This window comes from Pluralibacter gergoviae ATCC 33028 = NBRC 105706, from assembly GCF_001598855.1.
GTDB classification, from domain to species: Bacteria; Pseudomonadota; Gammaproteobacteria; order Enterobacterales; family Enterobacteriaceae; genus Pluralibacter; species Pluralibacter gergoviae.
The window spans coordinates 30,211-44,445 of record NZ_BCZS01000016.1 but is presented as its reverse complement, the minus strand read 5'-3'; the positions used below and the strand labels follow the sequence as shown (position 1 = coordinate 44,445).

At 62.3% G+C, this 14,235-nt stretch carries 11 protein-coding genes and 1 pseudogene; 3 read left to right on the top strand and 9 right to left on the bottom strand.

Annotated elements, in window-relative coordinates; translation table 11 throughout:
- Nucleotides 1-24 precede the first annotated feature (24 nt).
- Together ENGE1_RS16235 and ENGE1_RS16230 are read right to left on the bottom strand one after the other, a co-directional pair.
- Complete coding sequence (locus ENGE1_RS16235) at nt 25-1,509, bottom strand: carboxypeptidase M32 (RefSeq protein ID WP_048254275.1); 1,485 nt, start codon at nt 1,507-1,509, stop codon at nt 25-27.
- Between the two features lie 105 nt (nt 1,510-1,614).
- Entirely contained in the window at nt 1,615-2,880 is a 1,266-nt protein-coding gene (locus tag ENGE1_RS16230; RefSeq protein ID WP_048254276.1) for an MFS transporter, read from the bottom strand.
- A gap of 106 nt (nt 2,881-2,986) precedes the next feature.
- Between ENGE1_RS16230 and ENGE1_RS16225 the strand changes: the two genes are divergently transcribed.
- From ENGE1_RS16225 to bioD, 3 genes are all read left to right on the top strand, one after another.
- Nucleotides 2,987-3,892, top strand: coding sequence for a LysR family transcriptional regulator (locus ENGE1_RS16225; RefSeq protein WP_043083842.1), 906 nt, complete (start codon nt 2,987-2,989; stop codon nt 3,890-3,892).
- A 117-nt stretch (nt 3,893-4,009) separates the two neighbouring features.
- Nucleotides 4,010-5,230, top strand: a complete 1,221-nt coding sequence (mlc, locus tag ENGE1_RS16220; RefSeq protein WP_048254278.1) for a sugar metabolism global transcriptional regulator Mlc — start codon at nt 4,010-4,012, stop codon at nt 5,228-5,230.
- A gap of 126 nt (nt 5,231-5,356) precedes the next feature.
- Nucleotides 5,357-6,040: a dethiobiotin synthase gene (gene bioD, locus ENGE1_RS16215; protein ID WP_043083844.1), complete on the top strand. Its 684-nt coding sequence runs from the start codon at nt 5,357-5,359 to the stop codon at nt 6,038-6,040.
- Here bioD and clcB read toward each other — a convergent pair.
- From clcB to ENGE1_RS16180, 7 genes and pseudogenes are all read right to left on the bottom strand, one after another.
- Complete coding sequence (gene clcB, locus ENGE1_RS16210) at nt 6,005-7,300, bottom strand: voltage-gated ClC-type chloride channel ClcB (RefSeq protein ID WP_048254280.1); 1,296 nt, start codon at nt 7,298-7,300, stop codon at nt 6,005-6,007. The genes bioD and clcB overlap by 36 nt on opposite strands.
- A 118-nt stretch (nt 7,301-7,418) precedes the next feature.
- Nucleotides 7,419-8,567 (bottom strand): osmoprotectant ABC transporter ATP-binding protein OsmV, encoded by a 1,149-nt coding sequence (osmV, locus tag ENGE1_RS16205; protein WP_043083848.1) that lies wholly within the window; start codon nt 8,565-8,567, stop codon nt 7,419-7,421.
- Nucleotides 8,567-9,214 (bottom strand): osmoprotectant ABC transporter permease OsmW, encoded by a 648-nt coding sequence (gene osmW / locus ENGE1_RS16200; RefSeq protein ID WP_043083850.1) that lies wholly within the window; start codon nt 9,212-9,214, stop codon nt 8,567-8,569. The genes osmV and osmW overlap by 1 nt, the downstream gene beginning before the upstream one ends.
- A gap of 9 nt (nt 9,215-9,223) precedes the next feature.
- Nucleotides 9,224-10,126 (bottom strand): glycine betaine ABC transporter substrate-binding protein, encoded by a 903-nt coding sequence (locus tag ENGE1_RS16195; protein ID WP_048254281.1) that lies wholly within the window; start codon nt 10,124-10,126, stop codon nt 9,224-9,226.
- A 19-nt stretch (nt 10,127-10,145) separates the two neighbouring features.
- Nucleotides 10,146-10,868 (bottom strand): osmoprotectant ABC transporter permease OsmY, encoded by a 723-nt coding sequence (gene osmY, locus ENGE1_RS16190; RefSeq protein WP_048254282.1) that lies wholly within the window; start codon nt 10,866-10,868, stop codon nt 10,146-10,148.
- A gap of 312 nt (nt 10,869-11,180) precedes the next feature.
- On the bottom strand, nt 11,181-11,795 hold the full coding sequence (dmsD, locus tag ENGE1_RS16185) for a Tat proofreading chaperone DmsD (RefSeq protein ID WP_048273234.1): 615 nt from the start codon (nt 11,793-11,795) through the stop codon (nt 11,181-11,183).
- Nucleotides 11,792-14,169: pseudogene (locus tag ENGE1_RS16180) on the bottom strand (DmsA/YnfE/YnfF family dimethyl sulfoxide reductase). Before ENGE1_RS16180 ends, dmsD begins: the two are co-directional and overlap by 4 nt.
- Nucleotides 14,170-14,235 lie beyond the last annotated feature (66 nt).

Sequence of the window (14,235 nt, the reverse complement as noted above, 5' to 3'; positions counted from 1 at the left end):
GCCAGATCCGCTGACGCAAGCAAGTTATAAATAGCGCGCCGTCAAATGCTGACGGAAATAATCGCTGTTGAGCTCCTCGCCGGTGGCCATGGTCAGCAGTTCGGCGGTGGTGAAGCGGCTGCCGTGCTGCCAGATATTCTGCCTCAGCCAGTTGAACAGCGGGCTGAAGTTCCCGGCGTTCAGATGGGCGTCGAGATCGGGCAACGCCCGGCGGGCGGCGCTGAACAGCTGGGCGGCGTACATGGCGCCCAGCGTGTACGACGGGAAGTAGCCGAAGCCGCCGTCGGTCCAGTGGATATCCTGCATACAGCCGTTCTGATAATTTCCGGCGGTCGAGAGGCCGAGATACTGCTGCATCTTCTCATCCCACAGGCCGGGGATATCCTCCACCTCAATATCGCCGTCGATCAGCGCCCGCTCAATCTCATAGCGCAGGATGACGTGCGCCGGATAGCTCACTTCATCGGCATCGACGCGGATGTAGCCCGGCTTGACGCGCTGGCTCCAGGCAACGAAGTTGTCGAGGGTGAACGCCGGCTGGTCGCCGAAGCGCTGGCGGATGGCGGGCAGCAGGTGCTGCAGAAACGCCGGGCTACGGCCGAGCTGCATCTCAAAGAACAGGCTCTGGGATTCGTGGACGCCCATCGAGCGGGCGTGGCCAACCGGCTGTCCGGCCCACTGCGGGGGCAGGTTCTGCTCGTAGCGGGCGTGGCCGGTTTCGTGGATCACGCCGAACAGGGCGCTCAGCACGTCGTCTTCGTTATAGCGGGTGGTGATGCGCACATCTTCGGGCACGCCGCCGCAGAAGGGATGGGCGCTGATGTCGAGGCGGCCGCGATCGAAATCAAAGCCGAGCAGGCCCATGGCGTGCAGCCCGAGATCGCGCTGCTTCTCGGTCGGGAACGGACCCTGCGGGTCGAGACAGGGGCGCGAGGCCTGCTTATCGACCACCTCCTGCAGCAGGGAGGGCAGCCAGCGTTTCAGATCGGCGAACAGCACGTCGAGGCGGGCGCCGGTCATCCCCGGCTCGTAGATATCCAGCAGCGCGTCGTAGCGCGAACAGCCTTTGGCTTCGGCGCGGATCGCCGCTTCTTCCCGGCTGAGTCTGACCACTTCCTTCAGATTCGGCGCAAAACCCTGCCAGTCGTTATTTTTACGCTGGCTGCGCCAGGCGTGTTCGCAGCGGTTACCGGCCAGCGATTTGGCTTCCACCAGGCTTTCCGGCAGCAGGGCGGCCTGATCGTAGGCGCGCCGCATCTCGCGCAGGTTGGCGCGCTCGTCTTCGCTGAGGTCTTCCTGCTGTGCGGCCTCGATCCACGCGCCGACCTTTTTATCGGTCAGCAGCTGATGTTGCAGCACCCCAAGCTCCGCCAGCGCTTCGCCGCGGGCGCGGCTGCCGCCCGGCGGCATCATGGTGGCCATGTCCCAGCCGGCGATGGCGGAGAGGTGCGAAAAGCGCGACAGGCGTTGAAAGGTGCGGACCAGCTGCGGGTAGGCGTGTTTTTCCATAGAACATTATCCCGGTTAAATGAGGAAAGTGGCTGACGGTTGTTGTACCACGAGACGGCGAGGAAGGCGATTGGCCCGTCTCAGCGACGGGCCGCAGGAGGAGACTTAGCGCAGGCGGAAGTGCAGCGCGCGTCCGGTGAGGAGCGCCAGCAGCAGCAGGGCGGCGATAAAGCCGCCGACGCCGTTCCAGCCCCACTGGTGCCAGAAGACGCCGCCCAGCGTCCCGGCAACACTTGAGCCGAGGTAGTAGCTGAACAGATAGAGCGACGACGCCTGGCCGCGCGCGCGGCGGGCGCGGGGGCCTATCCAGCTGCTGGCGACCGAGTGGGCCGCAAAGAAGCCCGCTGAGAACAGCAGCATGCCGGCAAAAATCAGCCACAGCGAAGAGAACAGCGTCATCAGCAGACCGAGCAGCATGACGCCGGTAAACATCAGCATCACCGGGCCGCGGCCGTAGCGCTGGCTGAGGATACCCGCCTTCGGTGAACTCCAGGTGCCGGTGAGGTAGGCGACGGAGAGCAGGCCTACCACCGCCTGGCTCAGATGCCACGGCGAGAGCATCAGCCGGTAGCCAATGTAGTTAAACAGCGTCACGAAGGCGCCCATCAGCAGAAAGCCTTCGGCGAACAGCAGCGGCAGACCGCGATCGCGCCAGTGGATGCGGAAGTTGATAAACAGCGATTTTGGCCGCAGGGAGGCGGCGCGGAAGTGCTTCGATTCCGGCAAAATGCGCCAGAACATCAGCGCGGCGGCGAGGGCGAAAAAGCCGATGACCGCCACCGCCGCGCGCCAGCCGAAGAAGTCGGTGAACACCCCGGAGAGCAGGCGTCCGCTCATGCCGCCGATCGAGTTGCCGCTGATGTAGAGGCCCATTGAAAAAGCGACAAAGCTCGGGTGGATCTCCTCGCTCAGGTAGGTCATGCCCACCGCCGCCACGCCGCTCAGCGACAGGCCTGTTAGCGCGCGCATAATCAGGATGCCGTGCCAGCTGGTCATCATGGTCGACAGCAGCGTGCAGCAGGAGGCCAGCAGCAGCGCCGTGACCATCACCTGCTTGCGGCCAATCGCATCCGACAGCGGACCGGTGAACAGCAGGCCCACCGCCAGCATGCCGGTAGCGATAGAGAGCGAGATACTGGCGCTGGCGGGCGAAACCCCGAACTCGTGGGAGAGGACCGGCAGTATCGGCTGAACGCAGTAGAGCAGGGCGAAGGTCGCCAGCCCCGCCGTAAAGAGCGCCAGGGTGACGCGTATAAACTGAGGAGTACCGCGTTTGATAAAAGGCTGAACGCCGGAGCGTCCGACGGGGGATGTCTCTGTATCGCTGACGTCTGCTGTCGGCACGTTGTCAACGGTGGTAGTACGACTCACGGTAGGGTCCTTGGCTGAAAAATAAAACATGGGTCACATAATTAGCCTATGTGAAGGCCATTATTCTGTCTAATATATTACTAATCTTAAATGATACTTTAAAAATATGAATATCGAACTTCGCCATCTGCGCTACTTTATTGCGGTTGCCGAGGAGCTGCATTTCGGCCGCGCCGCCGCCCGGCTCAGCATCTCGCAGCCGCCGCTGAGCCAGCAGATCCAGATCCTCGAACAGCAGGTCGGGGCGCGCCTCTTCGCCCGCACCAACCGCAGCGTCAGTCTGACCCCGGCCGGAGAGCAGTTCCTTATCGACAGCCGGCAGATCCTTGCCCGCGTCGAAGAGGCGGCGGCGCGGGCGGCGCGCCTGCACCAGGGGGAAACCGGCGAACTGCGGCTCGGTTTTACCTCCTCGGCGCCCTTTATTCGCGCAGTTTCTGTGACCCTGTCACGTTTTCGCCGCCAGTATCCCGATGTGCATATCCACACCCTGGAGAGCAGCACCCGCGAACAGATAGCCCCGCTGAGCGAGGGGCGCCTTGATTTGGGCCTGATGCGCAAAACCGCGCTGCCCGAAACGCTGATGCACAGGGTGATCCGCCATGAACCGCTGCTGGCCACCGTGCACCGCGATCATCCGCTGGCGGAGCGGGCCTCGGTCACCCTCGGCGAACTGGTGGCCGAACCGCTGGTTTTTTTCGATCCCCACGGCGGGACCGGACTGTATGACGATATCCTGGGGCTGCTGCGGCCCCACGGCACGCCCGTCATCGCCCAGGAGGTGGGCGAGGCGATGACCATTCTCGGCCTCGTTTCGGCGGGGCTGGGCATTTCGATTCTGCCGGCCTCTTTTATGCGCGTGCAGCTCAACGAGGTCCGCTGGCTGCCGATTGCCGACAAAGAGGCGGTGTCAGAAATGTGGCTGGTGTGGTCGAAACATCACGAGCTGAGCCAGGCGGCGCTGCGCTTTCGCGAACAGCTGCTGCTGGCGGCAACCGTCGATATTTTCGAATGAAAATCGGGAAAAATTGTGCAGTAAATCACAAGCCTAAGTAAAAGTTTGACGATTTATAACGAAGTGCTTCACCATAGGGAAGTTTATTTCGAAGCGCGAAAATAAAGGGAGCCCGCAGTGGGAGCAGAGAGCCAGCCAGGACATATCGATCAGATCAAACAGACCAATGCCGGCGCGGTTTATCGGCTCATCGATCAGCTGGGGCCCATTTCTCGCATCGATCTTTCCCGACTTGCCCAGCTGGCCCCCGCCAGTATTACCAAAATCGTGCGCGAAATGCTCGAGGCGCACCTGGTTCAGGAAACGGAGATCCAGGAGCCGGGCAGCCGGGGGCGACCGGCGGTGGGGCTGATGGTGGAGACCGATGCCTGGCACTACCTGTCGCTGCGCATCAGCCGGGGAGAGATCAATCTCGCCCTGCGCGACCTCAGCAGCAAGCTGGTGGTCGAAGAGCAGCTGCCGCTGGCGCTTGAGGACGAGACGCCTTTTCTGCAGCGCATCATCGGCATGATTGATGCGTTCTTTATTCGCCACCAGCATCGGCTGGAGCGCCTCACCGCGATTGCCATCACGCTGCCGGGCATTATTGACACCGAGCGCGGCACCATCCACCGCATGCCGTTCTATGACGACGTCGTCGACGTGCCGCTGGGCGAAACGCTGGCCTCGCGCACCGGCGTACCGGTCTATCTGCAGCACGATATCAGTGCCTGGACCATGACCGAGGCGATGTTTGGCGCCTCCCGCGGCGCGCGCGACGTGATTCAGGTGGTGATTGACCACAACGTCGGCGCCGGGGTTATCACCGACGGGCGCCTGCTGCACGCGGGCAGCAGCAGTCTGGTGGAAATCGGCCATACTCAGGTCGATCCCTACGGCAAGCGCTGCTACTGCGGCAACCACGGCTGCCTGGAAACCATCGCCAGCGTGGAGAGCGTGCTGGCGCTGACGCAGCTGCGCATGAAGCAGTCGATGAGTTCGATGCTGCACCAGCAGCCGCTGACGGTCGAGTGGCTGTGCGAGGCGGCGCTGAAGGGCGATCTGCTGGCGCGGGATATCATCAGCAGCGTCGGCGATCACGTCGGGCGCATCCTGGCGATCATGGTGAATTTATTCAATCCGCAAAAAATCCTGATCGGCTCGCCGTTTACCCAGGCCGCCGATATTCTCTTTCCCGCCATCAGCGCCTGCATCAATCAGCAGTCGCTTCCCGCCTACAGCCGGCACATCGTGGTCGAGAAAACCCAGTTCCTTAACCGCGGCACGATGACCGGCGCGGCGCTGGTAAAGGATGCCCTCTATAACGGATCGCTGCTGATCAGACTGTTACAGGGTTAACAAATTTTCATTGCTAACGTAAAAATTGCGCTACCTCAAGCTGGCTATTCAGTTCATCGCGTAAAATTCTGACGCTCGGGATAATCACACTAGTTAATGTTCTTTGCGGCAAATTTGGAGTCAGTCATGCTTAAGCGTTTTTTTATTACGGGAACGGATACCTCGGTAGGTAAGACGGTGGTGTCGCGCGCGATGCTGCAGGCGCTGTCCGCCGAAGGCAGAAGCGTGGCGGGCTACAAGCCGGTGGCTAAAGGCAGTAAAGAGACGCCGGAAGGACTGCGTAATAAAGACGCGCTGGTGCTGCAAAGCGTCGCCAGCATTGAGCTGCCCTACAGCGCCGTCAATCCTATCGCGCTCAGCGAAGAGGAGAGCAGCGTGGCCCACAGCAGCCCCGTTGATTATACCTTGCTGTCGGCAGGCCTTGCCGCGCTGGAAGGTCAGGTAGAGCACGTGGTGGTTGAAGGCACCGGCGGCTGGCGGAGCCTGATGAACGACATGCGCCCGCTGTCGGAGTGGGTGGTGCAGGAGCGCCTGCCGGTCGTGCTGGTGGTCGGCATTCAGGAAGGGTGCATTAACCACGCCCTGCTGACCTCGCAGGCCATTGCCAGCGACGGCCTGCCGCTGGTGGGCTGGGTGGCGAACCGCATTAATCCCGGCCTTGCCCACTACGCCGAAATTATCGACGTTCTCAGTAAAAAGCTGCCGTGCCCGCTGGTGGGCGAGCTTCCCTATCTGCCGCGCGCCGAACAGCGCGAGCTGAGCCGCTATATTAATCTAGCGGCGCTCCGCGATGTGCTGCCGGTAAATTGAGTCGCTGCGCAGCGTCTGCGACAGCGCTGACGCCACGACGCAGGCAATAAGCAGTCCGGGCAGCAGCGCATACTGTCCGGTCATCTCACAGATCATGAGCGTTGACATGATTGGCGCATGCGTCGTTGCCGCGAGCAGTGTCGCCATTCCGGTCAGCCCCATCAGCAGAACCATCGCATCGCCGCCGGGCAGCCAGATGCCCCAGATGCGGGCAAACAGCATACCCGTCGCCATCCCCAGAAACAGCGTCGGCGTAAATACGCCGCCCGGCGCGCCCGAACCGCTGCTGGCCAGCACTGCCAGAAGTTTACAGATAAATACCCCCGCAATCAGGCTAAACAGCGGCGGTGCCAGCAGAGAGTGCTGCACAACGCTGTAGCCGTTGCCCCACACCGTCGGCGTGATAATGGACAGGCCGCCGACGATCGCGCCTCCCAGCGCCAGCTGCAGCGGCGGCGAGAGCCTGAGCCGTAAAAAGAGAGCGTGACTGCCCGCCATCAGCCAGATAAGCGCCGGGCCGCACAGGCCCGCCAGCAGGCCGGTTAACAGCATCAGCGCGTAATCGCGGGCGTCGGGCGCGGCGCTTAAGTGCACGCTGTACAGCGGCGCGGTGTCGCCGCTGAGCAACTGCGTCACCAGCAGCGACACCACAGCAGCCACCACGACCGGGCCCAGCGAGGCCAGCATCAGGAAACCGAAGAGGATTTCGGCGATAAACAGGCTGCCGGCGAGGGGGGCATGATAGGCGCTGGCCATCCCGGCGGCGGCTCCGCAGGCGATCCACTGCTTGCACTCTGACGCCGGCGCAAAGCGCCGGGCAAAAAGGGCGGCGGCAAGGGAGGCCAGCAGAATCATCGCCCCTTCGCGGCCGATGGCGCTGCCGCTGGCGACCACCAGCAGTGAGGCGGCGGATTTTACCAGGCTTGCCGGATAATCGAACCTGCCTTCTTCGGTCTCCAGCGCCTCCATATAGTCCGTTGGCGCGTGGGGGCGCTGGCGGGTGTAGCGCTGCCAGCCCCAGAGCAGGGCTCCGGCGGCAAGGCCGCCCAGCGCGGGCGTGAGCGCCCGCCGCCACCAGGGCAGGCATGCAGCGGCGTTGACCAGGCTACGACTGTCGTCGCCCAGCAGAAGCCACTCCAGAGAGTACATGGCGTGGCGGAAAAGCGCGACCGCCAGCGCGGCGAGGACGCCGATAAGGGTGGCGATGAACAGTCGCCGAAACAGGGTCTGTAGATCGGGAGAGGCGTGAATACGATGCATGGAAGCCGCTGTTCTGCAAAAGAATGCAGATATTATACATAATGCGCGGATGGAGAAATGATGCGGGTCATTGTTCCCGCGTCTGCCGCCAGGCCGGCGGCAGACGCAAAGGAGGGCGTTACTCCGACGCGTGAATATTCAGCGCCCGGCGGGTGCGGCCGGAGCTGAGATAGTCGGCGATATAGTCCTGCGAGATCTCGCCGTTATAGCGTCCATCCTCATCGACAATCGGCATCCAGCTGGTGTTGCTCTCATACAGCCGGGAGAGCACCACGCGCAGGTTATCCTCGGCCTTGCCGGTGATGCGGAACGGGTGCAGCAGATCGTCGCAGCTGCCGGTGGCGTCGCGGGCTTCCCGGCGCTTAACGTAGCCCAGCGGCTTGCCGTCGCCGTCCACCACGGTGATGGCGCGGATATCGTTATCGTCCATGGTGGCGAAGGCTTCCCGCAGGGGCGTATCACGCCTGACGGTAATGGTCGGCTGCCGATCGGTCACGTCGCCGGCGGTCACCAGCAGCAGGCGCTTAAGGGTGCGGTCCTGGCCGACAAACGAGCCGACGAATTCGTTGGCCGGTTTCGCCAGCAGTTCGTCGGGGCTGGCGCACTGGACGATGCGCCCCTGGCGGAACACCGCAATGCGGTCCCCGAGCTTCAGCGCCTCGTCAATATCGTGGCTGACCAGCATCACCGTTTTCTTCAGCTTGCGCTGCATATCGAGGAACTGGTTCTGGATCACCTCGCGGTTAATCGGGTCCACCGCGCCAAACGGCTCATCCATCAGCAGCACCGGCGGATCCGCCGCCAGGGCGCGGATCACGCCGATGCGCTGCTGCTGGCCGCCGGACATCTCTTTCGGGTAGCGGTGAAGAAACTTCTTCGGATCCAGGGCCACCATATCCATCAGCTCTTCGGCCCGGCGCTTGCAACGCGCCTTGTCCCAGCCGAGCATGCGCGGCACGACGGTAATGTTCTCTTCGATGGTCATGTTCGGGAACAGGCCGATCTGCTGGATGACGTAGCCAATGTTGCGGCGCAGCGTCACGGTATCCATCCCGCTGGTGTCTTCGCCGTTAATCAGAATTTTGCCGCCGGACGCCGGGATCAGGCGGTTAATCATCTTCAGCGTGGTGGTCTTACCGCAGCCCGACGGCCCCAGCAGGACGCACATCTCGCCCTCGGGGACGGTCAGGCTGACGTTGTCCACGGCGTTAAAAGTCTGGCCGTTTTTTTGCGTAAATTGTTTGGTCAGATTTTCCAGTTTTATCATTATCGGATCCCCTTAGGTGTCAGGATAATCTGCAGGCGGTGCAGCAGCGCGTCGAGCACAATAGCCAGCAGACAAATCATTAGCGCGCCGGCAATCAGCAGGCGAATATCGCTGCCGCCGATGCCGTTAAGCAGCAGCAGGCCGAGACCGCCGGCGCCGATCACCGCCGCGATCGCCATCACGCCGATGTTCATCACCACGGCGGTGCGCACGCCGCCGAAAATCACCGGCAGCGCCATCGGGATTTCCACCCAGCGCAGGCGCTGCCAGAAGGTCATGCCGATCCCGCGTCCCGCCTCGCGCAGGCCGGGCGGCAGGCTATCGAGCGCGATAAAGGTATTGCGCACGATGGGCAGCAGCGAGTAGAGAAACACGGCGGTGATCGCCGGCAGGGCGCCGATACCCTGACCGATCAGCGAGAACAGCGGGATCATCAGGCCAAACAGGGCGATAGACGGCACCGTCAGCAGCAGCGTGGTCAGGCCCAGCACCGGCGTCGCCAGCCACTTGTGGCGCACGATAATTACGCCGAGCGGTACGCCGATAACAATCGCCAGGCCGACGGCCAGCAGCACCAGCCACAGGTGCTGCCAGGTGAGGGTGGCCAGATAACTCCAGTTATCAATCATGTAGTGAATCGTATCCACGGGCTCTCCTTATAGCAGATGCTTGCTGCGCAGAAAGTCGCGGGCGACCTGCTGGGGCGTCTGATGATCGATATCGACGCGCTTGTTCAGCTCGGCGATAACGTCGTTATTTAACAAGCCGGAGAGGGTGTCCAGCGCCTCTTCCAGGCCGGGATTGGCCTCCAGCGTATCTTTGCGCACTACCGGCGTCACCGCGTAGCTCGGGAAGAAGCCCTTGTCGTCCTCCAGCACCTTCAGGTCGAAACCTTTCACCCGGCCGTCGGTAGTGTAGATAAGCCCGGCGTCAACGAAGCCGTCGCGGATAGCGTTGTACACCAGACCCGGGTCCATCTGGCGGATCTGCGGGCGGTCCAGCGGCATATTGTAGGCCTGCTGGAACGGCTTGAGGCCGTCGCTGCGCCCGGCAAACTCCAGGTCAAGACCGAGCATCCAGTTGTGCTTCGGATCGGTCCGGCGAATATGTTCGACTTTGGCCACCATTTCCGACATGGTGTTGATGTGCTCCGCCTCGGCGCGCTTGCGCTGCATGGCGAAAGCGTAGGTGTTGTTCATATCCGCTGGCTTAAGCCAGACCAGATCGTGCTTAGCATCCAGCTTTTTCACCGTCTCGTAGGTCTGCTCGGGCGTCATGCGCTCTTTGATGTGGTTAAAGATAATCAGCGACGTGCCGGTGTACTCCCAGGTCATATCAACCTGTTTGTTAATCATGGCGTTGCGGGAAATCACTGTCGCAATATTGGTTTTCGGTTCTACCTGAAAACCCTTCTTGCGCAGGTACTGTACGGTCATCGCCGATAAAATATGCTGTTCGGTAAAGCTTTTGGTCGCCAGAATCAGCGGCGCGGCCTGTGCCTGTCCGGCAAGCAGGGCCGCAGCGGCGGCGGCGACAAACAGACGGGTAAGTCGTCTCATTCCATCCTCCTGACGGTGATTAATCTGCGGTGTGCGGGCTGAGCCAGCGGCCGAGGCCCGCCAGCAGCGTATCGAGGATCAGGGCGAACAGGGCGGTGGCCACCGCGCCGAGGATCAGGGTCGGGAAGTCGTTGAGGTAAATTCCCGGGAAGATAAGTTCGCCGTAGCTGCTGGCGCCGATAAGAAATGCCAGCGGGGCGGTGCCGACGTTGATCGCCGTGGCGATGCGGATGCCGGAGAGCATTACCGGCCAGGCGTTCGGCAGCTCCACCTGCCACAGCCGCTGCGTTTTGGTCATGCCGATACCGTTCGCCGCCTCCAGCAGCGAGTCCGGCACCGAGCGCAGCCCGGCGTAGGTGTTGCGCACGATGGGCAGCAGCGAGGCGAGAAACAGCGCCACGATAGCCGGCTTATCGCCGATGCCGACGATCACCATGGCCAGCGCCAGGACCGCCAGCGGCGGCAGGGTGTTGCCGACGTTAAAGATCTGCATCACGTATTCCGCGATGCCCTTCGCCGCCGGGCGGCTGAGCAGGATACCGCTCGGGATGCCCACCAGCAGGGCAAAGAACATCGAGCTGAACACCAGCATCAGATGCTGTTTACCCAGATAGATGAGATCGACTTTGCGGGCGGCGAGAGTATCCAGACCGATGCCCCAGGCGAGCAGGGCAAGGACGGCGGCTATCGCGGTGATAAACAGCAGCGCGCGGGTCAATAAAGAGTAGTGTGATGGTTGCATTGCAGTGTGCTCCCTGTCATTGCTTGTTATAGCGGTCATGCAAAAGGTCATGCAAAAAAAGAACCGCCTGTTGTTATGCCTGATTCCGGCAGGGTGTTAAAAGCTATAGCAAGCGTTGGGAGAGGGATCCACCGCAGCGGACAATTTGTTACCAACGTCAAGAGGTGTAAATAAGGTGTTACGCCTTATGTCATAACGGCTGGTGGGGTTTTTACAAGAATATTCTTAAACTGCAGAAGTAAAAGTGACGTTGTCACCTATAAAGAGTTTATAGGTGACTGAAATTTAAGTTAAGTTGTTTTAACGGCCCGATCAGGGCCAGATTTTCTTTTCCGCCACCGGCATCAGCAGGCGGGTCTTCCAGGCGGCGAGGGTATCTTCCGCCAGCAGGCCGAGCGCGCGGTAGAAGGGATGGCCGGCGCCGGCGGTGAACTGCCGCAAAAAGTGGCCGCACCACGGCAGCAGATGCCACGCCAGCAGCTCCTGCCAGCGCGCCGCCTGGCCGCTCTCCAGCAGCCAGGCGCTCAGCAGCAGCAGCAGGCCGAAATGATCCTCCGGCTCGTTCTGCCCGCTGTCGAAGGCGATACCGCTCTCGCGCAGCCACTGGCGCAGGGCGAGGGTTGAATCGCCGAACAGCACCTTTTCCCGGTCCAGCCACACCGAGCCCCAGGGCGGAGCGGGAAGCGCGTAGGGGCCAACGAACAGGCGCTGCCAGGCCGCCGCCAGCGGCTCATCGTCGGCGGTCTGAAACCCGGCGACAACCTGCGGGCGGTACGGCAGCGCAGACGGCCACTGCGCCTGCCAGCTGCCGTCCTGAAACGCCGCCGCCAGCGGGGCCGCCGCCGCGCTCTGCGGCGGATTGACAAACAGCGCGCCGAGCACCCGGGCGCTGAGGATAATATCGCTGTCGGTAAGCTGCTCGGTCATGACACTTTCTCGATTTCTACCAGGTTGGTGTGCTGAGGATTGCCTTTCGCCAGCGGCGACGGGCGGTGGGTGGTCAGGGTGTTAATGCAGGCGCCGCGGTCAATGCGGTCGCCGTCCATGGCGGCATCGTGCCACGCGCCCTGGCCCATGGCGGTCACGCCCGGCATGATGCGCGGCGTGACTTTCGCCGCGATGCGCAGCTCGCCGCGGCCGTTGAACACTCGCACCGTGTCGCCGTTGGCGATGCCCCGGCGCTGCGCGTCCAGCGGGTTGATCCACACCTCCTGGCGGCAGGCGGCCTGCAGTACGTCAACGTTGCCGTAGCTGGAGTGGGTCCGCGCCTTATAGTGGAAGCCGAACAGCTGCAGGGGGAATTTTTCGCGCAGCGCATCGTCCCAGCCTTCAAAGGTGGAGGCGTACACCGGCAGCGGGCTGATGGTGTCGCTGCTCTCAAGCTGCCAGCTGGCGGCGATTTCCGCCAGACGGGCCGAGTAGATCTCGATTTTCCCCGACGGCGTTTTCAGCGGGTTAGCCTGCGGATCGTCGCGGAATGCCTTATAGGCGACGAAGTGGCCGTTGGGATCTTTACGCTTGTAGATGCCCATCGCCTTAAGCTGTTCGTAGGTCGGCAGTTCAGGGTCTCTGGCGCGCATTTTGGCGTACAGGTACTGCAGCCACTCGGCCTGGCTGCGCCCTTCGGTAAAGCGCTGGTGGACGTCGCCGCCGAGGCGGGCTGGATAAAAATCAGATAGCCCATGTTGCCCGCGTAGTCGTTGGGGATGATGTCCTCCTGCTCGACGGTCATCAGGTCCGGCAGCAGCAGGTCGGCGTACTTCGCCGAGGAGGTCATAAAGTTCTCGATCACCACGATGGTTTCGCACTTGCTGTCGTCCTGCAGAATCTCGTGAGTGCGGTTGATGTCCGAGTGCTGATTAATGATGGTGTTCCCGGCGTAGTTCCAGATGAACTTGATGGGCACGTCCAGCTTCTCTTTGCCGCGCACGCCGTCGCGCAGGGCGGTCATTTCCGGCCCGCGCTCGATGGCGTCGGTCCAGGTGAAGCAGGAAATCGCCGTTTTTACCGGATTATCCAGTACCGGCATACGTTCGATGGTAATCGTATAGGTGGACTCGCGCGCGCCGCTGTTGCCGCCGCTGACGCCGACGTTGCCGGTGAGGATCGGCAGCATGGCGATGGCGCGGGCGCTCAGTTCGCCGTTGGCCTGGCGCTGCGGTCCCCAGCCCTGGCAGATGTAGGCCGGTTTGGCGGTGCCGATTTCGCGTGCCAGCTTGATAATTTTGTCCGCTGGAATACCGGTAATGCGCGACGCCCACTGCGGCGTTTTCGCCGTGGCGTCATCGCCCTGACCGAGGATCCAGGCCTTGTAGTGGCCGTTGGCCGGCGCGCCCGCCGGCAGGGTCTTCTCGTCGTAGCCGACGCAGTATTTATCGAGGAAGGGCTGGTCGACGAGGTTTTCGGTAATCAGTACCCAGGCGATGCCCGCCACCAGCGCGGCGTCGGTGCCGGGGCGGATCGGCACCCACTCATCTTCGCGGCCGGCGGCGGTATCGGTGTAGCGCGGGTCAATGACGATCATCCGCGCGTTAGAGCGTTCGCGCGCCTGCTCCAGGTAGTAAGTGATGCCGCCGCCGCTCATGCGGGTTTCCGCCGGGTTGTTGCCGAACATCACCACCAGCCTGCTGTTTTCGATGTCCGAGGTGCTGTTGCCGTCGTTGCTGCCGTAGGTGTAGGGCATCGCGCAGGCGATTTGCGCCGTGCTGTAGGTGCCGTACTGATTCAGCGAGCCGCCGTAGCAGTTCATCAGGCGGCGCACCAGCGAAGCCGACGGCGACGAGCGGGTAATGTTGCCGCCGACGATGCCGGAGGTGTAGTTGATGTACACCGCTTCATTACCGTATTGGCTGACGGTCTTTTTCAGCCGATCGGCCAGCATGTCGAGCGCCTCGTCCCAGCTGATGCGCTCGAATTTACCTTCGCCGCGCTTGCCGACGCGCTTCATCGGGTAGTTGAGGCGCTCCGGGTGGTTAATGCGGCGGCGAATAGAGCGGCCGCGCAGGCAGGCGCGCACCTGGTGGTTGCCGTAATGGTCCTCGCCGGTATTGTCGGTCTCAACCCAGTACACGGAATCATCGCGCACGTGCAGGCGCAGGGCGCAGCGGCTGCCGCAGTTGACGGAGCAGGCGCCCCAGACCACGTTATCCGCAGGCTGGACGGCGTCCTGCACGGCAGCGGCGGCGCTTTTCACGGCAAAGGGCAGCGAAATACCGGCAGCGGCGAGGGCCAGCGAGCCGGCGGCAGAGGATTTTATCAGGGTGCGGCGGCTGATCCCGCCGGGGTGTTCATGTTCGGACATCGCTCACTCCATCATTGTTGTTATCTACTACTGACGGGCGAGGAGGTTACTTCAATCGGAGTAGCG